The following is a 20,074-nucleotide window of genomic DNA, read 5'->3' on the forward strand; positions in this document are numbered from 1 at the left end:
CGTCGGTGGCCCATGCGGACCGCGTCACGGTCCGCGCGGTGCGGCAACACCTGCCCAGCCATCACGTCCGTGAACCACGACGTCATGATGACTCGGCAGTTCGACCTGCCGCGACCGAAATTTCGGCGGCCCCGTACCGCCTCCCCCGTTCTCCGTGTCGTCGCTGGTCAGAGCGTTCGGTTCAGTGCTCGCCGAAGAGTTCGAGCAGTTCCTTCCGGCCGAACATCCGGGCGGTGTCGACGGCCGAGGGCGTGCCCGCGGACGGATCGGCGCCACCCTCCAGCAACACCCTGACCACTTCCGTCTCCCCCTTGAACACCGCTCCCGCGAGGGGGGTCTGGCCCCGGTCGTTGACGCGGTCGGCCTCGGCGCCGCGGGCGAGCAGCGCGCGGACCGTGTCGGCGTGACCGTGGTAGGCGGCGAGCATGACGAGCGAGTCACCCCGGTCGTTGGTGAGGTTGGCCGGAACGCCCGCGTCGACGTACGCCACGAGTTCCTCGGTCCGGCCCCGCCGGGCCAGATCGAAGATCTTGGTCGCCAGCTCCACGACCTCGGGGTCGGGGGCTTCAGTCATCGGCCGGACCGCCTCTCACTACACACTCGGGTACTGCTGGTACGCCTGCGAGCGGTGCAGCCGTACGGGTGAATCGCCAGGGTACTGGCTCGCGCGGCACATGACCCGATGTGCCCGAGGTAAAGATCACCGCAGACCCGGCCGGGCGCAAGCGGTCGGCTCCACCGGGTCAACGTCCCACTCCGCCACGCGAGGGAAAAGGTCGGAATTCCACCCATTTGCACCTTTTATAGTATGGATACATCCTGTGAGCCTGGAAGTACTCATGGTGACTGTCCCCGCGAACCAGGAGATCCCAAATGATTCTCTCCATCTCAGGCGTGGTCCTGCTCGGCATCGTCGTTTGCATCTTCCTGCGCAAGGACGGGCTCAAGCCGGTCCACGCCATCATCGCGGTCCTGTTCGGCTTCTACCTCGCGAGCACGGCCATCGCCCCGAGCATCAAGGCGGGCGGCGAGAGCCTGGCGAGCCTCCTCGGCGGCATCAAGTTCTGACCCTCCTGACCCCCCTCCCGTCCGTACGCACCCTCAGGAGGCAGCAGTGGCCCGGCGCCCTCTCCCCCGCATTCTGAGCCACGGCGGCGCACAGCTCGCCCGGAGCCGGGAGCTGGCCCGGACGGCGGCCGACAGCGCCACCGACATCCTCTACCCGCTGATCATGATCACCCGAGGTCTGCGCCGGCTGGCCTCGGCCGGGCTGCGCAGGTGGACCGACACCCCCAAGGACAAGCGCGGCGCGCTGCTGTTCCTGGTGGCCTCGGTGGTGCTCGTCGTGGCAATCGTGCCGTACGGCCCGCTGCTCGCCGTCATCACGCTGATGGCGGTGGCAGCCTGGCAGGGCCGCGACCGCGCCCCGTCGGAACCCGACGGCCCCGACGACTCTCAGACCCAGCGGCTGAAGTCGCTGTACGAGGCCCTGGTGCCGTACTTCTCGGCCGCCGAGGACCCGGCGCCCCTGTACGCGCACGGCGGCGAGTGGGAGAAGGCCTTCCCCGCATACGAGTTCGACGCCACCGGCCGGATCGCCCACCTGGTGATCAGCTACCCGGCGTACTTCCCGGACGGCGAGGCCGAGTCACGCGCCCGGATCCAGCACCTCCTCACGGCGAAGAGCGGGCGCGGCCGCGAGTACCACTTCGCCTGGGACGAGGAGAGCAACCAGCTGACCGTCACCGTGCTGGCGCCCCTGCCCTCCGACATCTGCGCCCAGCGTTACGTCACCGCTCCCGGCGAGACCGTCCTCGGCTTCACGGACCCCACCCAGGTCCAGCGCACGCTCCCCCTCACCCACGGGGAGGAACAGCGCGACGTGCCGCCGGTCGTCTGGCGGACCGGCATCCGCTCCACCGAGCCCCACCTGCTCGCCCTCGGCCAGCCGGGCAGCGGCACCTCCACGCTGCTGCGCAGTATCGCCCTCCAGGCCCTCCAGCACGGCGACGTCGTCGTCGTCGACGGCGGGGGCACCGGCGAGTACGCCTGCCTGACCGGCCGGGACGGCGTCCTGGCCGTCGAGTGCGGGCTCGCCGGGGCCCTGACGAGCCTGGAGTGGGCGGCGCACGAGACGGAGCGCCGACTGATCGCCGCCAACCGTGCCCACCAGGCCGGCCACCCGCCGCCCGACGACACCAGGCGCCCTCTGTGGATCCTCCTGGACCGCCCGAGCGCGTTCACGCACCTGGCCGCCGCCGACGGTCACAAGGACCCCCAGTCCCTGCTCCAGGTCCCGCTGCGGCACGGCCGCCCAGCGAACGTGACGGTGGTCATCGCCGACCAGCTGGACAGCCTCGATGTCCTCAGCGACCCGGTACGGCAGCACACGCGCGCGCGTGTCGCGCTCGGCCCGGTGACGGCACAGCAACTGGAGGCCGTCCTGGGCGCGCCCCCGAACACCACGCCCCTCGACGCCGTCCCGCCCGGCCGCGGCTACGCCCGCCTCGGCACCGGCCCGGTCCACCGCATCCAGGTCCCGGCCACGCCCAACCCCTACGACGAGGCGACCGGCGAGATCCACCGGCAGGCCGTGCTGGAACTGCTCCCGCCCCGCACGACTCCGGCGGACGCGGCCACGGAACGGCAGGGCCCGGATCCGGCGGAGGCGGCGGCCCAGGCCGAGCCGGTGACGGCGGAGGCAGCAGCGGCAGCCGGGGCGGAGCCGGTGACGGCCGAGGCGGCGGTGGCGGCGGAACCGCAGTAGCGCAGCGCCCGCCGCATCACGGCCCCAGGCCGCGCGACCACCTCACCTCATCCGGCAGGGCCACGCCCCCAGTCCCAGCCCGGAGCACCTACGCGACGAACGTACGCGGCGCCTCCGTACCCCCCGCTCCGCCCGTCTCCACCAGCCGCGCCGCCGCGGCGAGCCGCACCGCCGCCTCCTCGGCCACCGCGCCCCCCACGGTGAACGGCAACCGCACATACCCCTCGAACGCCCCGTCGACCCCGAACCGCGGCCCGGACGGCACCCGCACCCCGACCCGCTCCCCCGCCTCCGCGAGCCGCGACCCCGACAGACCCCCGGTCCGCACCCACAGCGTGAGTCCGCCCCGAGGCACCTCGAACTCCCACCCGGGCAGTTCCCTGCGCACCGCCGTCACGAGCGCGTCCCGGTTCTCCCGGGCCTGTCCGCGCCGCACCTCCACGGCCTGCTCCCAACCCCCCGTACTGAAGAGCCAGTTCACGGCCAGCTGCTCCAGTACGGGCGTCCCCAGGTCGGCGTACGCCCGCGCGGCGACCAGGCTGCGGATCACATCGGGCGCCGCGCGCACCCATCCGATGCGCATCCCGGCCCAGAACGCCTTGCTGGCCGACCCGACCGTGATCACCGTGGACCCGGCCGGATCGAAGGAGCACACCGGCCGCGGCATCCGCACGTCCTCGTCCAGCCACAGCTCGCTCATCGTCTCGTCGGCGACGAGCACCGTGCCCGCCGAGCGCGCCGCGTCCACCAGCCGACGCCGCTGGTCGTCGTCGGCGAGCGCGCCGGTCGGGTTGTGGAAGTCGGCGACGACGTACGCGATCCGCGGCGCGGCGTCCCGCAGCACCTGCCGCCAGCGGTCCATGTCCCACCCGGAGAGCCCCTCGGCCATGGCCACGGGCACGAGCCGCGCCCCGGCCTCCCGCATCAGCTGCAGGATGTTGGCGTACGAGGGCGACTCGACGGCGACCCGCTCGCCGCGCCCCGCGAACAGATGGCAGATCGCGTCGATCGCGCCCATCGCACCGGTCGTCACCATGATCTGCTCGGGCATCGTCGGGATGCCGCGCGCGGCATAGCGCTCGGCGATCATCGAGCGCAGCGCGGGCAGCCCGGCCGGATAGTCGCCGTGGGTGTGCGCGTAGGGCGGCAGCTCCTCAAGGGCGCCCTGGACGGCCCGGGTCAGCCACGGCTCCGGGGCCGGCAGCGCGGCGCAGCCGAGGTCGATCATCGACCCGAGAGCCTCCGGAGGCAGCGGCTCCAGGCCGCGCGCCGGCAGCGGATTGCCGGCCGGTACGGCGGTCCAACTGCCCGCGCCGCGCCGTGACTCCAGGAACCCCTCGGAGCGCAGCGCCTCGTAGGCGGCGGCGACGGTGGTGCGGCTGACGGACAGCGACAGGGCCAGTTCGCGCTCGGCGGGCAGCCGGGCGGCCACCGGGACACGCCCTTCGAGCACCAGCAGGCGGATGCCGTCGGCGAGCGCGCGATAGGCCGGCGGGCGGCGGCTGCCCGGCCCGGCCGGCCGGTCCTGCTGCGACTTCAGCAGCCGCGCGAGCTGCGCCGCACCCACGGCCGAGGTCCACTGCGCCATGGAAATCAGTCCACCTTCCCGCAATTGGCCATAGATGGCTTGTTCCTCCAAGCCACAGGGTGTCATGCGTCAGGCCACTACCACCACAGGGGGGGCACATCATGTCCACGCGAGGGCGTCTCGCCCGGCGACTCACCCAGCTCTACGTCGGTCTCGCGCTGTACGGCGCGAGTTCGGCGCTGCTCGTCCAGTCGGGGCTCGGTCTGGAGCCGTGGAACGTCCTGCACCAGGGCCTCGCCGAGCGGATGGGTCTGTCCATCGGCGTGGTGCTGACCATCGTCGGCGCGGCGGTGCTGCTCGCCTGGATCCCGCTGCGCCAGCGGCCGGGCCTCGGCACGATCTCCAACGTGCTGGTCATCGGCATGGCGATGGACGCGACGCTGGCCCTGGTGCCCGAGGTCCACGGCTGGGTGCCCCGCGTGAGCCTGATGTTGGCGGGGATCGTCCTGAACGGTGCGGCGACCGGCCTCTACATCGCGGCCCGCTTCGGCCCCGGCCCGCGCGACGGCCTGATGACCGGACTGCACCAGCTCACGGGCGTCTCGATCCGGCTGGTGCGCACGGGCATCGAGCTGACGGTCGTGGCGACCGGCTTCACCCTGGGTGGCACCATCGGCGTCGGCACCCTCCTGTACGCGCTGTCGATCGGCCCGCTCGCCCAGCTGTTCCTGCGGGTGTTCGCCCTCCCCTCGGCACCCGGCGGCAGCACGGTCGTTGCCACCGCTCAACCCCGAGGAGCGATACTGCGTCCGTGACCTCGCCGACACGCCACCCGTACCTCGACCATCCCGGGCCGATCGCCTTCGCCCACCGGGGCGGGGCCGCGGACGGACTGGAGAACACCGTGCGACAGTTCCGCCGCGCGGTCGAGACGGGCTACCGGTACATCGAGACGGACATCCACGCCACCCGGGACGGCAGGCTCGTCGCCTTCCACGACGCGACCCTGGACCGGGTGACGGACGGCGCCGGCCGGATCGCCGACCTGCCCTGGCAGGAGGTACGGCACGCGCGCGTGGCGGGCGAGGAACCGGTGCCCCTCTTCGAGGAACTGCTGGAGACCTTCCCCGAGGTCCGCTGGAACGTGGACGTCAAGGCCGAACCCGCCCTCCTCCCCTTCCTCGACCTGCTGGAACGGACGAACGCCTGGGACCGCGTCTGCCTCGGCTCGTTCTCCGAGGCCCGCGTGGTGCGCGCTCAGCGACTGGCCGGGCCGCGCCTGGCGACGTCGTACGGCACACGGGGTGTGCTGAACCTGCGCCTGCGCTCGTGGGGCTTGCCGGCCGCGGTGCGCCGCTCGGCCGTCGCCGCCCAGGTTCCGGAGGTGCAGTCCGGCATCCAGGTGGTGGACCACCGCTTCGTGCGGACCGCCCACGCGCGCGGGCTGCAGGTCCACGTGTGGACGGTCAACGAGGCCGACCGCATGCACCGGCTCCTGGACCTGGGCGTGGATGGCATCATGACCGATCACATCGACACATTGCGCAAGGTCATGGAGGACCGCGGCGTCTGGGTCTGAGACCCCGGGCCGGACGCCTCCGCGCGTTCACGGGGAAGCGAGGGCACCGGTGGGCACCGACACCGTGCGGACACCGCCGGCCGACGAGGCCGCCGGACGCAGGCGCGAGCAGCGCGGCTGGTACGTCTACGACTGGGCCTGCTCCGTCTACTCGACGAGCGTGCTCACCGTCTTCCTGGGCCCCTACCTCACCTCGGTCGCCGAGTCGGCGGCGGACGCGGACGGCTACGTCCATCCCCTGGGGATCCCGGTGCGCGCCGGCTCCTTCTTCGCCTACTCGGTGTCCCTGTCCGTGATCCTCGCCGTCCTGGTGATGCCGCTGGTGGGCGCGGCCGCCGACCGGACCGGCCGGAAGAAGCCCCTCCTGGCGGCCGCCGCCTACACGGGGGCCGCGGCCACGACGGGCATGTTCCTCCTCGACGGCGACCGCTATCTGCTCGGCGGGGCGCTGCTCGTCGTCGCGAACGCCGCGCAGTCCGTCGCGATGATGCTCTACAACTCCTACCTCCCGCAGATCGCGCGGCCCGAGGAACGCGACGCGGTCTCCTCCCGCGGCTGGGCGTTCGGCTACGCCGCCGGCTCGCTGGTCCTCGTGCTGAACCTGGTCCTCTACACCGGCCACGACGCCTTCGGGGTCTCCGAGAGCACGGCGGTCCGCATCTGCCTGGCGTCGGCCGGCCTGTGGTGGGGCGCCTTCGCGCTCGTGCCGCTGCGCAGGCTGCACGACCGCCGGTCCCCCGCCGGGAAGGCGGCCCTGCCGGGTTTCCGGCAGCTGGCCGCGACCGTCCGCGACATGCGCCGCCACCCGCTGACGCTCGCCTTCCTGCTCGCGTACCTCGTCTACAACGACGGCATCCAGACGGTGATCTCCCAGGCGTCGGTGTACGGCTCCCAGGAGCTGGGGCTCGGGCAGTCGACGCTCATCGGCGCCGTGCTGCTGGTGCAGGTGCTGGCGGTGGCGGGCGCACTGGCGCTGGGGCGGCTGGCGCGGAGGTACGGCGCGAAGCGCGCGATCCTCGGTTCGCTGGTCGCCTGGACGGTGACTCTGGCGGCCGGGTACTTCCTGCCCGCCGGGGCGCCCGTGTGGTTCTTCGTCCTCGCCGCCGGGATCGGGCTGGTCCTCGGCGGCAGCCAGGCGCTGTCCCGGTCGCTGTTCTCCCATCTCGTCCCGCCCGGCAAGGAGGCCGAGTACTTCTCGGCGTACGAGGTGAGCGACCGCGGCATGAGCTGGCTCGGCCCGCTGCTGTTCGGGATCACCTACCAGCTGACCGGCAGTTACCGGGACGCGATCATCTCCCTGGTGGGCTTCTTCGTCCTCGGGTTCGCCCTGCTCGCACGGGTTCCGGTCCGGCGGGCGATCGCCGATGCGGGCAACCCGGTACCCGAAAGGATTTAGCACTCGGAGCGAAAGGGCGGTAGTGTACGCGTTTGGCCTGCCAGGCGTACCGTTACTGCGCGTCAAAGATGCCGAAACGCTGTGTCACATCTGGTAGCAGATGTGACAAACCGGGCGCCGGTGGGTACGACATTGGTCAGCAAGGCTGCGGCTACGACGGCGACGCATGACCCGGAACGTGACTCGGAACGGGAATCTTTACCGCCGACCGGACGTTGACCGGATGACGACGACAGCGACACCTGTCCTGTGGGCGACAAGCCCGGGAGGCACGATTCATGAGTGAGCGAGCTCTTCGCGGCACGCGCCTCGTGGTGACCAGCTACGAGACGGACCGCGGCATCGACCTGGCCCCGCGCCAGGCCGTGGAGTACGCATGCGAGAAGGGGCACCGTTTCGAGATGCCCTTCTCGGTCGAGGCGGAGATCCCGCCGGAGTGGGAGTGCAAGGTCTGCGGGGCCCAGGCACTCCTCGTGGACGGCGACGGCCCGGAGGAGAAGAAGGCCAAGCCCGCGCGTACGCATTGGGACATGCTGATGGAGCGGCGCACCCGTGAGGAACTCGAAGAGGTCCTCGAGGAGCGTCTGGCGGTTCTGCGCTCCGGGGCGATGAACATCGCGGTTCATCCCCGGGACAGCCGCAAGTCGGCGTGAGTCCGACGGGGCCTGGGCGGATTCTCAGCGCACGTTGATGATCGCGGGCGTCGCACCGATGGTGCGGCGCCCGCGGTCTTGTGTGCGGGTCCAGCGCGTCAGCGGCGGGCTTCAGCGCGTCAGCGGCGGGCGCGGCTCCTGCGGGGCGTCGCCCGGCTCGTCCCTGATGACCTCGCCCTGCACCACCTTGCCGTCGGGGCGCTGCATGCGGGCCTGCCGGAAGGCGTCGCCCAGGGTTCCCGTGCCGGCTTCGCGGAGTTTGCGGTCGAAAGTGCGTTCCGCCCGGCGGCTCACGCCCCTCTGCACCGGGGGCAGCAGCAGGAGCAGACCCACCGCGTCCGAGACGAGACCCGGGAGCATCAGCAGCAGGCCGCCCAGCATCATCAGGCCGTTGCCCTCGCTGTTCGACCGGCCCTGCGCGGGCATCGCGCCGCTCTGCTGCTGTTGCAGGGTCTCGGTGAGGTTCCGGAAGGCCCGCCGCCCGGCCCGCTTGATCACGACCGAGCCGAGCACGAAGCCCGCGACCAGGAGCAGGAAGACCACCAGCCCGTTCGACGCCCCGGCGACGACCGTCAGCAACCAGATCTCCAGCACCAGCCACGCGGCGACTCCGAGCGGCAGGAACGTGCGCAGCCGGGAGCGCCGGGGCCGGGCCGGATACCTGGGGGTCTGAGCGCCAGTCGTCATGCTCCCAGTGTGCCCGGACCCGGCTCAGCACGGGATAAGGCCGCGGTCAACCGATTCCGGGCGGCGGTCCGCGCGGCCGTTCCCGCGCAACCGACTTCGGCACGGACGCAGGGGCGTACAGGGTACGGGCGTACGGCTACGGTCGGGGCTTGTACGGCTACGGTCGGGGCTTCGACGGCTTGTCGCCGCGGCCGAGGACCTTGCCGACCCTCTCCCCCACGCCCCACGCGGTGACCCGCCACAGTGCCTCCACGACGATGTCCCGGCTCATCTTGGAGTCGCCGAGTTCACGTTCGACGAAGGTGATGGGCACCTCGACCACGTGGTAGCCGGCCTTCACGGCGCGCCGGGCCAGGTCGACCTGGAAGCAGTAGCCCTGCGAGGCCACCTCCTCGAGACCGAGCCCTTCGAGGGTTTCGCGGCGGAAGGCTCGGTAGCCGCCCGTCACGTCGCGGATCGGCACGTCGAGCAGCAGACGCGAGTAGGTGCTGCCGCCGCGGGAGAGAAACTCGCGGGACTTCGGCCAGTTGACCACCCGGCCGCCCGGCACCCAGCGGGAGCCGAGCACCAGGTCGGCGCTCTTGAGGGCGGTGAGCAGGCGGGGCAGTTCCTCGGGCTGGTGGGAGCCGTCGGCGTCCATCTCGATCAGCACGCCGTAGTCGCGCTCCAGGCCCCAGCGGAAACCGGCGAGGTAGGCGGCGCCGAGGCCCTCCTTGCCCGTGCGGTGCAGCACGTGCACGTGGTCGTCCTCGACGGCCAGTTCGTCGGCGAGCTTGCCGGTGCCGTCGGGGCTGTTGTCGTCGGCCACGAGGACGTGGGCCTCGGGGACGGCCTTGCGCACCCGGCCGACGATGCTCTTGACGTTCTGCGCCTCGTTGTAGGTCGGGATGATCACCAAGGCCGTGCCGAGCGGACCGAACGTCCTCCCCTGGGATCCTGCCGCGAGGGTCCCGCCGCCGTCGTTCACTGCTGCCCCTTCATGTCCGTACGCAGGCGTCCACCATAGTGTCCCCGGCCTGCGATGACGCGACAGGACGTTCGTACGGTGGTGTCGATTCCGCAAGACGCGGGTAAGAGCGTGCGCTTTCCACCGCCGGGGCGTGGTGCGGTCGCGACGGCAGGTGGTGCGGCGGATGGGGGCCCGGCGCCCTTCGGGCCGACCTGGGACCCGCTGGCTGCGGATCGACCGAAAGCCGTTGTCTACTGAGCGTCCGGGCCCCACCCGGGTCACACCTTCCCGACCGGCCGGAACCTTCCCCCGGCGCTGCGCCGGCCTGAGCCTGGCTCCCAGTGGCGGTGCCCGGTGCGGCACACCGTCCCTGACCCAGCGGCGCTGCGACGAGTGTTCGGACGGTCCCCGGTCGGGCGTCCGGTGGTGGACGCGGCCGAACCTACCGGGCTCGTGCTGTCGCCTGTCAACAGCCGTTTGACCTGCGCTTCTTCCCTCGAAGGCCAGGTCAGGGCGGAGGATGCGCAGGTAGCGAGACGGGCGCACGGCGCACGACCGTCGCCGCGCCACCCCCGTAGATCACTCGCCCGGCCGTACGAAGACCGTCCGTCCGCCCACCACCGTGCGCAGGCAGACGGGCAGGTCATGGCCGGGGGTGAGGTCGGGCAGTCCGGGGGTGCCCGAGCGGGGGTCGGTCGACCAGCGGGCGACGCGGTCGTCCGGGGCCTGGACGACGAGTTCGCCGGTGCGCCACACCGCGTAGTCGGCGGGGGCGCCGGGCACGAGGACACCCGCGTCGTCGCGGCCGATCGCCCGCCAGCCGCCGCGTGTGTGGGCCGTGAACGCGGCCCGCACGGAGACGCGGTGCTCCGGCGTGCGGTGGAAGGCCGCCGCCCGGACCGTGCCCCACGGGTCGAGGGGCGTGACCGGGCTGTCCGAGCCGAAGGCGAGCGGCACGCCGGCGCGCAGGAGGGCCGCGAAGGGGTTCAGCGTCCGGGCCCGCTCGATGCCCAGGCGCTGGGCGTACATGCCGTCGTCGCCGCCCCACAGGGCGTCGAAGGCGGGCTGGACGGAGGCGGTCAGGCCGAGGTCGGCGAACGCCTCGATCGTGTCGGGGGTGAGCATCTCGGCGTGCTCGACGCGGTGGCGGGCGGCGCGGATCCGTGCGAGGCCGAGCTTCTCCGCGGCGGCACGCACACCGTCGACGACGGCGGTCACGGCGGCGTCGCCGATCGCGTGGAAGCCCGCCTGCAGGCCCGCCTCGGTGCAGGCGACGACATGGGCCGCGACGGCGGCGGCGTCCAGGTAGGCGGTGCCGGTGTGGCCTGCGTCGGCGTACGGCTGGTGCAGGCAGGCGGTGTGCGAGCCGAGGGCGCCGTCGGCGAAGAGGTCGCCCGCGGCGCCGATCGCGCCCAGCTCGCGTGCCTTGGCGACCCCCTCCTCGGCCTGCTCGGCCCAGTAGCCGATCACCCGGGGGCCGGGTTCCTCGGCTGCGAGCCGGAGCAGGCCGGTGAGGTCGTCCTCCGAGGAGATCTCCGGGCCGGCGCACTCGTGGACCGTGCCGATGCCGAGCGAGACGGCGTGCGCGAGGGCGGCGCGCTGCGCCTCGGTGCGCTGGGCCGGGGTGATCGCGCCCAGGGCGGCGGCGCGTACGGCGTGATGGGCGTCGCCGGTCAGCGGGCCGTCCACGCGGCCGAGGTCGCCGGGGACCAGGTCGAGCAGGGCCGTGGTGACGACCGCCGAGTGGACGTCGATCCGGCTCAGGTACAGGGGCCGGCCGCCGGTGGCCTCGTCGAGCTCGGCACGTGTGGGGGGCCGTCCGCCGGGCCAGCGGGCGGCGTCCCAGCCGTGGCCGAGCAGGACGCGGTCGTGCGGGCGGGCGGCGGCGAAGTCCCCTACGAGGGCGAGGGCCGCCTCCAGGGTGGGGGCGGCGGACAGGTCGAGGCCGGTCAGTGCGAGGCCGGTGGCCGTCGTGTGCACGTGCGCGTCCGTGAACGCCGGGGTGACCAGCGCGCTATCCAGGTCGATCACCTCGTCGACCCCGTCCGCGAAGGCGTCGGCGGCGCCCTCGGAGCCCACCCAGGCGACCTGGCCGTGCTCGACCACCATCGCGGTCGCGAACGGGTCGGCCGGGCTGTGGACCTCGCCGCGGCGGAGCAGGACGGTTCTCGGCGGGACGGTGCGTGCGCTCATGGGCAACAGTTTCGCGCGCCGACCCGCCCGGACCGCACCCGGGGCACCGCGCGGAGCGCCCACGTCGATGCGCCATCAGCACCTCGCCCGCCGCTGGCGGGCCGGGGGCGGGTGTCCGGCGTCTCGGTCCTGGGTGTGATCGCCGGCGGGCGTCCGCGGGTCAGCTCGCGGCGTCGAGGTCGGTGAGGGGCCAGTGCGGGGCTGCTGTGGCGGTCTTGGGAGTGGCCCCGCCCGCGTCCCCGGCATCCTGCGCACCGTCCTGGCCGGATCCCGGAGTGGTCGTCCTGCGCGGTGCCCCGGGGACCTCTCCCCGGTCGTCGTGGCGTTGCAGCGCTGACAACGGTGGTGCCGAGAACGCGCTCCGGCCTTCAGCGGCCGAGCCCCCGCCAGGGCGCCGACATCACCACCCGTACACGCCCGAACGCGCCGTGAGGACGCCCGTCGGCGATCACTCCGGCCCGCGCCGAACGCCCCTCCAGGGCCCCGGCAGCGGCCCGACCACCCGCTCAGATCTTCGGCGGCCTGGCCTCGTACGGTGTCGACAGCACCACCGTGGTGCGCGTCGAGACGCCCGCCAGGGAGCGGACCCGGGCGAGGAGTTCCTCCAGTTCGTGGGGTGTGGCCACCCGTACCTTGAGGATGTAGTTCTCGTCGCCCGCGACGCTGTGGCAGGCCTCGATCTCCGGGACGTCGGCCAGCCGGTCCGCGATGTCGTCGGGAGCGCTGGGGTCGAACGGCTTGACCGAGATGAAGGCGGTCATGGGCAGTCCGACGGCCTCCGGGTCGACGACCGCGGCATAGCCGCGGATAACGCCACGCTGCTCCAGCCGGCGCACGCGCTGATGCACGGCCGACGTGGACAGGCCCGTGGCCTTGCCCAGGTCTGTGTAGCTCATCCGCCCGTCCTTGACGAGCAGCTGCACGATCTGTCGGTCCAGCTCCTCCATGGCGCAAGAACCTACAGGGCGCTTGATCTCCTCGGATACCTGAGAGCCCAGGTCATGCCCGGTTCGTGATGTGTCGGGAGGGAGGAGGGAACCGGCCGTCGGTGATCGGGGCGGGGAAACCGCGCGCACCCGGCACCTGCGAGCGGCATGTGACGAACGCCACAGCCCTCGAACAGTCTCCGTGATGCTCTCGTGATTACCGCCGAAGGGGGACGGGAAGTGCTTGCTGTGGTCGAGGCCGCAGTGCCTTCACGGCCCAGCCCGAGGGGGAGAACCCAATGCAGAGTCTTAAGCGCCCTGGTCGTACCGCACCCAAGCGGCAGCAGCCCGTCGTCGAGCCCGAGCCGGAGGGCGTCGAACCCGACGCGTTCGACGAGGACGAACTCGACGCCTACGACACCTTCGAGATGTACCGGGTGATCTGCCCGGACTGCGCGCAGCCCATCGCCCTGCTGGCGGACGAGGAGGTCCTGCCGGAGCACGCGCTGTGCGCCTCGCCGTGGAATCCGTTCGGACTCACCGTCTGCCCCGGCACAGGCCGCCTCGCTTCCGAGGCGCGGCCCGCGGACGAGTCGTTCCGGCCGCACGAGCAGGACACCGCGCTGCTGTTGACGCTCCCTCAGGGGCTCGACTGGCGGACCCAGCCCTTCTCGCACGTCGGCGGCCCGGGCTCGCGCCCCATCAGGGTCCCCGTCCTTCGGCGCCAGGCCGCCTGAGCGCGGGCCCGTCCGGCGCCGTCGCTCGATTCCCGCAGCTGCCCCGCACCACGGCCGCAGGCCGCCGTGGTGCGGGTTCAGCGCGTCCCGGCGAAGCGAAGAGGGACCTCAGGTGCTCCCCACTCCCGTGCGGGAGCCGGACGCCCGCGAACGCACGCCCGATTCCGTCGGCCGGTGACCTGTCCGCCCTGCCTGGCGTTGCCCGGGTATGACCCCCACGTACACCGCGACCGGGCGTCAGCGCCGCCTGCTCGTCCCTGCCACGGCAGAATCGGTTCCGCCCACCCCGCCGGGGCCGCCGGACCCGCCGATCTACCGCGATCTGATGCGGACCTGGGCCAACCGCGGCCAGACCCTGCCCGGGCGGCACGACCCGGAGTGGGTACGGCTCGCCGCCCCCTGGCGCGGACTCGGTCAGTTCGGCGCGTCCCGGGACGCGCTCAGCGTGTCTCCGGACCCGCGAGGTGGCGGGCGATGACCATCCGCTGAATCTGGTTCGTGCCCTCCACGATCTGCAGGACTTTGGCCTCCCGCATGTAGCGTTCGACCGGGAAGTCCGCGGTGTAGCCGTAGCCGCCGAGGATCTGGACGGCGTCGGTGGTGACCCGCATCGCCGTGTCGGTGCAGTGCAGCTTGGCCATGGCCGCCTGCTTGGCGAACGGCCGGCCCGCGTCCCGCAGCCGCGCCGCCGCGAGGTACAGCGCCCGCCCGGCCTCGATCTGCGTCGCCATGTCCGCGAGCATGAACCGCAGCCCCTGGAAGTCGGCGATCGGCCGCCCGAACTGCCGGCGCTCGGTGGCGTAGCGCAGCGCCTCGTCGAGGGCCGCCTGCGCGAGGCCGATCGCGCAGGCCGCGATGCCGAGCCGCCCGCCGTCGAGCGAGGACAGGGCGATCGCGAAGCCCTGCCCCTCCTCGCCGATGCGGCGGTCGTCCCGGACCCGGACGCCGTCGAAGTGGACCTGCGCGGTGGGCGAGCCTTTCATGCCCATCTTCTTCTCGGGCGGCGCGGCGCTCACGCCCGGCGCGTCGCCGGGCACCAGGAACGCGGTGATCCCGCGCGGGCCCTCCTCGCCGGTGCGCGCCATGACGGTGTAGAAGTCGGCGATCCCGCCGTGCGTGATCCAGGCCTTGGTCCCGGTGATCACCCAGTCGTCGCCGTCCCGGACCGCCTTGGTGCGCAGGGCGGCCGCGTCCGAGCCGGAGTGCGGCTCGGAGAGGCAGTAGGCGCCGAGCATGCCGCCGCCGAGCATCGCGGGCAGGTGCTCGACCTGCTGCTCCTTGGCTCCGTAGGCGGCGAGCGCGTAGGAGGCCAGCGTGTGCACGCTGACGCCGAGGCCGACGGTGAGGCGGGCCGCGGCGAGCTCCTCGAGGACCTGGAGGTAGACCTCGTACGGCTGGTCGCCGCCGCCGTACTCGGAGTCGTAGGGCAGGCCGAGCAGGCCGGACTCGGAGAGCAGGGTGAAGACCTCGCGCGGGAAGCGTCCCGCGTCCTCCTCCTCGGCCGCCTTGGGTGCGATCTCGCGCTGCGCGATGTCGCGGACGAGCGAGATCAGGTCCCGGGCCTCGTCCGTGGGCAGTTGTCGTTCCACCGGCTGCGGGGCGCGGTCGGGCATGGCGACGCTCTCCTCCCTTGTCGGGCACATCGGCGGACGTGCGCCTTGGGTCGGGGCGGCTCCGCCGGTCGTTCTGGTGCCGGGCCGATGCTCGCACTTCCGGGTCGCGGAAGCTGCTGACCAGCGGCTCTGCGCTGTGAGTATGCCCGATCGGAGGCACCGCGTCACCAGTTAACGACCGCTTACTTCAAGAAATCCGCACGCGCCACGAGGGCGGGGAAATTGGTCCGCACCATTGACCAACTGGTCTAGTCCTCCTACTGTTTCGGACCGACCAACTCACCGCGTTCATGCCAATCGGCACGCGTTCCCCTCTCCCCACGAGGAGACACCGGATGCCCACCCCCCACCGTTCCCGCGCCCGCCGCTTGCGGGCGCTCGTGTCCGCCGCGTGTTGCGCCGCCCTCGGCGCCGGCCTGCTCGCCGGCGCCGGCACGTCGACCGCCACCGCCGCGACCTCGGCTCAGGAGGCCGCGGGCTCGAAGGTCATCGGCTACTTCACCGAATGGGGCACCTACGACCGCAAGTACCACGTCAAGAACATCGAGACCTCCGGCTCGGCCGCCAAGCTGACCCACATCAACTACGCCTTCGGCAACGTCACCGGCGGCAAGTGCGCGATGGGCGACGGCTACGCGGCCACCGACCGGGCCTACACCGCCGCCGAGTCCGTCGACGGCGTCGCCGACACCTGGGACCAGCCGCTGCGCGGCAACTTCAACCAGCTGCGCAAGCTGAAGAAGAAACACCCGAACCTCAAGGTCCTGTGGTCGTTCGGCGGCTGGACCTGGTCGGGCGGCTTCGGCGAGGCCGCCAAGAACCCGGCCGCCTTCGCCCAGTCCTGCTACGACCTGGTCGAGAACTCCAAGTGGGCCGACGTCTTCGACGGCATCGACATCGACTGGGAGTACCCGAACGCCTGCGGCGCCACGTGCGACACCAGCGGGCGGGCAGCCTTCAAGAACCTGATGCAGGCGCTGCGGGCCAGGTTCGGCTCCGCCAACCTGGTCACGGCGGCGATCACCGCCGACGCCACGGCGGGCGGCAAGATCGACGCGGCGGACTACGCGGGCGCCGCGCCGTACGTCAACTGGTACAACCCGATGACGTACGACTACTTCGGCGCCTGGGACGCCACCGGCCCCACGGCCCCGCACTCGCCACTGACCTCGTACTCCGGCATCCCCAAGGCGAACACCCACACCTCGGCGACCATCGCCAAGCTCAAGGGCCTCGGCATCCCCGCCTCGAAACTGCTGCTGGGCATCGGCTTCTACGGCCGCGGCTGGACCGGTGTGACCCAGTCCGCGCCCGGCGGCAGCGCGACCGGCCCGGCGGCGGGCACGTACGAGCAGGGCATCGAGGACTACAAGGTGCTGAAGACCAAGTGCCCGGCGACCGGCACGGTGGGCGGCACCGCGTATGCCAAGTGCGGGAACAACTGGTGGAGTTACGACACTCCGGCGACCATCGCGACCAAGATGGCGTACAAGAACCAGCAGGGGCTGGGCGGCACGTTCTTCTGGGAGCTCAGCGGCGACACCGCGAGCGGTGAGCTGATCAAGGCGATCAACTGACGGAGGGACGAACGCGGGGCGGAGGTTCCGGAAGAGGGACCTCCGCCCCTTCGTCATGCGCCGGAGGTCACCGCCCCTTCGTCAGCCGCCGCGGCGGGCCGGATCCGGGGCCGGGTAGGCGGGGTCCAGCTCCTCGATGGCGCGCAGGGCGCCGCCGAGCGTCTTGACCAGCAGCTCACGCATGGTCTCGCGGGGCAGTTCGGGACGGTCGATCCATTCCAGGGTCGCGCCCTCGACGCTGCACACCCAGGCCAGCAGGCCCATCCGCGCGAGCGGCGCCATGTCGTGGCGTCCGTACGCCCCTTCGGCGATGGTCGCGACGATCGCCTCGCGCACCCCGTCCCGGATGGCGTGCACCTCGGTGTCGAAGCCGACCCCGCCGCTGACGATCGTCCGGTAGGCGGCCTGGTTGTGCTCGGCGTAGACCAGGTAGCTGTCGATGGTGCGGTGCACCCGTTCCACCGGCGGCAGTTCGACTCCGCTCGCGGCGAGGGTGAGCAGGTCGGCGACCGAGTCCTGGATGATGGCCATGTAGTAGCCGCGTTTGGACTGGAAGTAGTAGTAGATGAGCCCCTTGGCGACCTGCGCCTGGCGGGCGATGTCGTCCATGGACAGCGCGTCGTAGGACGTGTCGGCGAACAACCTCCGCCCGATGGCGATGAGTTCGGCACGGCGCGCCACCGAGCGCTCTGTGCCGCGCGCTCTGGGGCGGGCGGCCGGCTGTTGACTAATATTCAATTTCGACCCTGATGTGCAGCGGGGGGTGGGACACCCGCAGTATGTCAGGTCAATCCGTGGGACAGGTCACATCAGTCCGAGCTGGGTGACGAACATGGCGACGACCACGACGAGGGTCCATCCCATGGCGTGCTCGAAGATCTTCGGGCCGTCGTCCCGGGGGCCGCCGGTACGGACACGGGGGGCGGTGACTGAGTTCGCGGTCATGTTCTCTCGGACTTCTCGCTGGTCTCGTGCGTGCGGTGGGTCCCCCCTGACCCTGTCCACCTTGCCACCCGGAGCGGCGCTCGCGGCCGAGAGGTTGGTCACACGGGACGGGCCCCGGCTGCCGGGGGCCCGTCCCCGCTCGGCCGCTCAGCGCACGCCCACCGCCGCGAGCGCCCTGCGCCGGCGCGCGGTCAGGCGCGCCGGGAAGTAGAGGTAGCAGACGCCGCCGGTGCCGGAGACGACCTTGCCGGAGGCGTTGTACCGCTTGGTCCTCAGCCAGACGTTCTCGAACTCGCGCCGCCGGTAGACCCGCCGCACGGCCTCGTTGTCGGGCGAGGCCGGATCGTTGGCGATGACGTCGCCCTCGGCCGTGAACCCGATCACGGTCATCAGGTGCCCGGCGGTGCCGTACCCGGCCCCGGTCAGCTCCTCCTTCAGGAACGACTGGGACGTGATGGCCGGGATGCCCGCGGCGATCAGCGTCTCCAGGTCGGTGAGGGAGCCCAGCCGGGTGACCACGCCCTGGAGGTCCTTGAACGTGGCGGCGTAGGCCGCGTTGAACGGCCAGTTGCCGCAGCCGGCGTACTGGTAGTCGTACGTGTACCGGGCCGCGTGGCACACCTGCGGGTCGGTGTACGTCGGATCCACCCAGGCGAGCTGCTCCGGGGTGAGCCGGCCGCCCCAGTACTCGATGATCATCTGCGAGGAGGTGGGGCTGCACCAGGCCTCGCCGCCGTTGTCGTACTCGGGGTACCGGCCCTTGTGGATCTCCTGCGAGTAGCGGGGGACGATCAGCTCCTCGGCGAGGCCGGGCGTGGAGGCCGGCACGGTGAAGCGGTCGGGGACGTCGGAGCCCATCGCGCCGAGCCGCCACACCGTGGGCGTGCGTTTCGTGCCGGGTCTGCGGTGAAGGGTCAGACGCAGCCTGCAGGCGCTGATGCGCAGCCCCGCAGCCGGGTCGTCGACGGCGAGGGTGTCCGTCCAGACGGTGCTCCTGCCGTCGCCCTGGTCGTCGACCGAGGTCCGCCGGACGTCCTGGTCTCCGGCGGCCCAGCGGCCCATGAGGTACCAGGGTGTGGACGTGCCGTCGGAGTAGGTGCCCTGGAGCTCGACCTGGAGCCAGGTGCCGCCGGGCGTGTGCGCGTTCCAGGAGGCGATCAGCTCGGTCGAGGGGACGGCGAGCCGGTGCACCGGGGAGGTCCACGTCGCGTACTCCCAGGTGGAGGTGGTGCCGGTGTGCGGGTCGCGGTACTCGGTGGTGCCCGCGGGGGCGTCGATCACGATCCCGGGCCGGGCGCCCGCGACGGCACGGGTGCCCTGCGCCGTACCGCCGCGCCAATCGCCGTACGAGATCCACGCGCGGTTGTCGACGGGGCGGGCCGCAGCCCGGGTGTGGTCCACTGCGGGCCTCCCGCTGACGGCGGCGGCCGGAGCCGCGCTCTGCGCGACGGCGGCGGCCACCGCGGCGGCCAGGACGGTTCTGCGGGACGGCTGTTCGGCTCTGCTCATGGGCACGAGACCCCCTGATTGTCGGAGTCGGGGCAGGTCCGGGCACGGTCGGTCGCACGGGGTGCGGCACACATGAGGTACACGGTGTGCGGCACATATGAGCACAGCCGGTCGGGACTGGCCAGCACTTCGGGCCGCGCGGCGGGCAAGAACATTGGCCTCGACCAGTGACATCGCCTGCCGCGCCGTGCGGCCACGCGCGTACGCCGCCGCGCGAGCACGCGCGCGGGCACCGCCGTTAGAGTGCTCGCGACACGCCCCCGTCCCCCAGCTCGCTCCAGGACCAGCCATTCACGCCCTCGCCTCCCGGATCCGCCGCCTTCCCCCGTCCTGCGGCCCCGTCCGCCTGATCGGTGTCGACGGTCACGCCGGGTCGGGCAAGTCCACGTTCGCCGGTCAGTTGGCCGCGGCGCTGGGCGGCGCGCCCGTCCTGCACCTCGACGACATCGCCAGCCACGAGAAACTGTTCAACTGGACGGACCGGGTGCTGAGCCAGGTCGTCGAACCGCTGGAACGCGGCGAGACCGCGCACTACTCCCCCTACGACTGGCGGAACCGCCGTTTCGGACCGCCGCGCGCGCTGCCGCCCGCCCCGGTGGTGCTCGTCGAGGGCGTCGGTGCGGGACGCCGGGTGCTGCGCCCGCACCTGTCCCTGCTGCTGTGGATGGAGGTGCCCCGCGAGGAGGCCTGGGCGCGGGGGCGGGAGCGGGACGGCGAAGAGCAGAGGCAGTTCTGGGACGGCTGGGTGGAAGCGGAGGACCGGCATTTCGCCGACGATCCTTCGCGACCGTTTGCCGACCTTCTGGTATTCCAGCGAGCGGAGGGATACGAGACAACTCCCGGGCCCAGTGGGGCTCGTCGGACGGCAGCCGACCCTCACGCACGGTGACCGTCCAGGGGCAATGTGCTGAAGCTGTGAAAAGGCTTGCCATTCAACTTCCCGGAGTGCTCCAACTCGGCTTGACCGAGGGGCCGTACAGGACTTACGTTCTCAATGTGCGGCCATTCGGAGCCG

The 20,074-nt window shown here is 72.1% G+C and carries 19 protein-coding genes; 9 read left to right on the forward strand and 10 right to left on the reverse strand.

The window, feature by feature from the left end:
• Positions 1 to 181 precede the first annotated feature (181 nt).
• On the reverse strand, positions 182 to 574 hold the full coding sequence (locus tag ACFPZJ_RS27335; protein WP_381026792.1) for an ankyrin repeat domain-containing protein: 393 nt from the start codon (positions 572 to 574) through the stop codon (positions 182 to 184).
• A gap of 299 nt (positions 575 to 873) precedes the next feature.
• On the opposite strand from ACFPZJ_RS27335, the gene ACFPZJ_RS27340 reads away from it, so the two are divergent.
• Together ACFPZJ_RS27340 and ACFPZJ_RS27345 are read left to right on the forward strand one after the other, a co-directional pair.
• Entirely contained in the window at positions 874 to 1,068 is a 195-nt protein-coding gene (locus tag ACFPZJ_RS27340) for a hypothetical protein (RefSeq protein ID WP_381026795.1), read from the forward strand.
• Positions 1,069 to 1,114: 46 nt separating this feature from the next.
• A complete protein-coding gene (locus tag ACFPZJ_RS27345) occupies positions 1,115 to 2,767 on the forward strand; it encodes a hypothetical protein (protein WP_381026797.1) in 1,653 nt (550 codons plus the stop codon).
• An 88-nt stretch (positions 2,768 to 2,855) separates the two neighbouring features.
• Here the strand turns inward: ACFPZJ_RS27345 and ACFPZJ_RS27350 are convergent, their stop codons facing one another.
• Complete coding sequence (locus tag ACFPZJ_RS27350) at positions 2,856 to 4,355, reverse strand: SCO1417 family PLP biosynthesis transcription factor (RefSeq protein ID WP_381026799.1); 1,500 nt, start codon at positions 4,353 to 4,355, stop codon at positions 2,856 to 2,858.
• 101 nt (positions 4,356 to 4,456) lie between these two features.
• Between ACFPZJ_RS27350 and yczE the strand changes: the two genes are divergently transcribed.
• The 4 genes from yczE (at position 4,457) to ACFPZJ_RS27370 (ending at position 7,923) form a co-directional block, all read left to right on the forward strand.
• Positions 4,457 to 5,110 carry a membrane protein YczE gene (gene yczE / locus ACFPZJ_RS27355; RefSeq protein WP_381026801.1) on the forward strand — a complete coding sequence of 218 codons (654 nt, stop codon included), beginning with the start codon at positions 4,457 to 4,459 and terminating at the stop codon, positions 5,108 to 5,110.
• On the forward strand, positions 5,107 to 5,874 hold the full coding sequence (locus ACFPZJ_RS27360; RefSeq protein WP_381026804.1) for a glycerophosphodiester phosphodiesterase family protein: 768 nt from the start codon (positions 5,107 to 5,109) through the stop codon (positions 5,872 to 5,874). The genes yczE and ACFPZJ_RS27360 overlap by 4 nt, the downstream gene beginning before the upstream one ends.
• A gap of 49 nt (positions 5,875 to 5,923) precedes the next feature.
• On the forward strand, positions 5,924 to 7,270 hold the full coding sequence (locus tag ACFPZJ_RS27365; protein ID WP_381026806.1) for an MFS transporter: 1,347 nt from the start codon (positions 5,924 to 5,926) through the stop codon (positions 7,268 to 7,270).
• A gap of 278 nt (positions 7,271 to 7,548) precedes the next feature.
• A complete protein-coding gene (locus tag ACFPZJ_RS27370) occupies positions 7,549 to 7,923 on the forward strand; it encodes an RNA polymerase-binding protein RbpA (protein ID WP_003977404.1) in 375 nt (124 codons plus the stop codon).
• A gap of 111 nt (positions 7,924 to 8,034) precedes the next feature.
• On the opposite strand, the gene fxsA is transcribed toward ACFPZJ_RS27370, so the two are convergent.
• The 4 genes from fxsA to ACFPZJ_RS27390 form a co-directional block, all read right to left on the reverse strand.
• Entirely contained in the window at positions 8,035 to 8,610 is a 576-nt protein-coding gene (gene fxsA, locus ACFPZJ_RS27375) for an FxsA family membrane protein (RefSeq protein WP_381026809.1), read from the reverse strand.
• Positions 8,611 to 8,767: 157 nt separating this feature from the next.
• Positions 8,768 to 9,577: a polyprenol monophosphomannose synthase gene (locus ACFPZJ_RS27380; protein ID WP_381026812.1), complete on the reverse strand. Its 810-nt coding sequence runs from the start codon at positions 9,575 to 9,577 to the stop codon at positions 8,768 to 8,770.
• A 561-nt stretch (positions 9,578 to 10,138) separates the two neighbouring features.
• Positions 10,139 to 11,752 carry an amidohydrolase gene (locus tag ACFPZJ_RS27385; protein WP_381026815.1) on the reverse strand — a complete coding sequence of 538 codons (1,614 nt, stop codon included), beginning with the start codon at positions 11,750 to 11,752 and terminating at the stop codon, positions 10,139 to 10,141.
• Positions 11,753 to 12,258: 506 nt separating this feature from the next.
• Positions 12,259 to 12,699 (reverse strand): Lrp/AsnC family transcriptional regulator, encoded by a 441-nt coding sequence (locus tag ACFPZJ_RS27390; protein WP_190073990.1) that lies wholly within the window; start codon positions 12,697 to 12,699, stop codon positions 12,259 to 12,261.
• A 278-nt stretch (positions 12,700 to 12,977) separates the two neighbouring features.
• On the opposite strand from ACFPZJ_RS27390, the gene ACFPZJ_RS27395 reads away from it, so the two are divergent.
• Complete coding sequence (locus ACFPZJ_RS27395; protein ID WP_381026818.1) at positions 12,978 to 13,415, forward strand: hypothetical protein; 438 nt, start codon at positions 12,978 to 12,980, stop codon at positions 13,413 to 13,415.
• A gap of 440 nt (positions 13,416 to 13,855) precedes the next feature.
• On the opposite strand, the gene ACFPZJ_RS27400 is transcribed toward ACFPZJ_RS27395, so the two are convergent.
• Positions 13,856 to 15,028, reverse strand: coding sequence for an acyl-CoA dehydrogenase (locus ACFPZJ_RS27400; protein ID WP_381026821.1), 1,173 nt, complete (start codon positions 15,026 to 15,028; stop codon positions 13,856 to 13,858).
• A 335-nt stretch (positions 15,029 to 15,363) separates the two neighbouring features.
• On the opposite strand from ACFPZJ_RS27400, the gene ACFPZJ_RS27405 reads away from it, so the two are divergent.
• Entirely contained in the window at positions 15,364 to 16,605 is a 1,242-nt protein-coding gene (locus ACFPZJ_RS27405) for a glycoside hydrolase family 18 protein (protein WP_381026824.1), read from the forward strand.
• Positions 16,606 to 16,686: 81 nt separating this feature from the next.
• Here the strand turns inward: ACFPZJ_RS27405 and ACFPZJ_RS27410 are convergent, their stop codons facing one another.
• The 3 genes from ACFPZJ_RS27410 to ACFPZJ_RS27420 form a co-directional block, all read right to left on the reverse strand.
• Complete coding sequence (locus ACFPZJ_RS27410) at positions 16,687 to 17,343, reverse strand: TetR/AcrR family transcriptional regulator (RefSeq protein WP_381026826.1); 657 nt, start codon at positions 17,341 to 17,343, stop codon at positions 16,687 to 16,689.
• 66 nt (positions 17,344 to 17,409) lie between these two features.
• Positions 17,410 to 17,550 carry an SCO1431 family membrane protein gene (locus tag ACFPZJ_RS27415; RefSeq protein ID WP_381026828.1) on the reverse strand — a complete coding sequence of 47 codons (141 nt, stop codon included), beginning with the start codon at positions 17,548 to 17,550 and terminating at the stop codon, positions 17,410 to 17,412.
• 147 nt (positions 17,551 to 17,697) lie between these two features.
• Complete coding sequence (locus ACFPZJ_RS27420) at positions 17,698 to 19,059, reverse strand: peptidase C39 family protein (protein WP_381026830.1); 1,362 nt, start codon at positions 19,057 to 19,059, stop codon at positions 17,698 to 17,700.
• A gap of 400 nt (positions 19,060 to 19,459) precedes the next feature.
• Here ACFPZJ_RS27420 and ACFPZJ_RS27425 point away from each other — a divergent pair, with 400 nt between their 5' ends.
• Positions 19,460 to 19,948, forward strand: a complete 489-nt coding sequence (locus ACFPZJ_RS27425; RefSeq protein ID WP_381026833.1) for a uridine kinase family protein — start codon at positions 19,460 to 19,462, stop codon at positions 19,946 to 19,948.
• Positions 19,949 to 20,074 lie beyond the last annotated feature (126 nt).

It is taken from the genome of Streptomyces bullii (assembly GCF_042657145.1).
GTDB classification, from domain to species: Bacteria; Actinomycetota; Actinomycetes; order Streptomycetales; family Streptomycetaceae; genus Streptomyces; species Streptomyces bullii.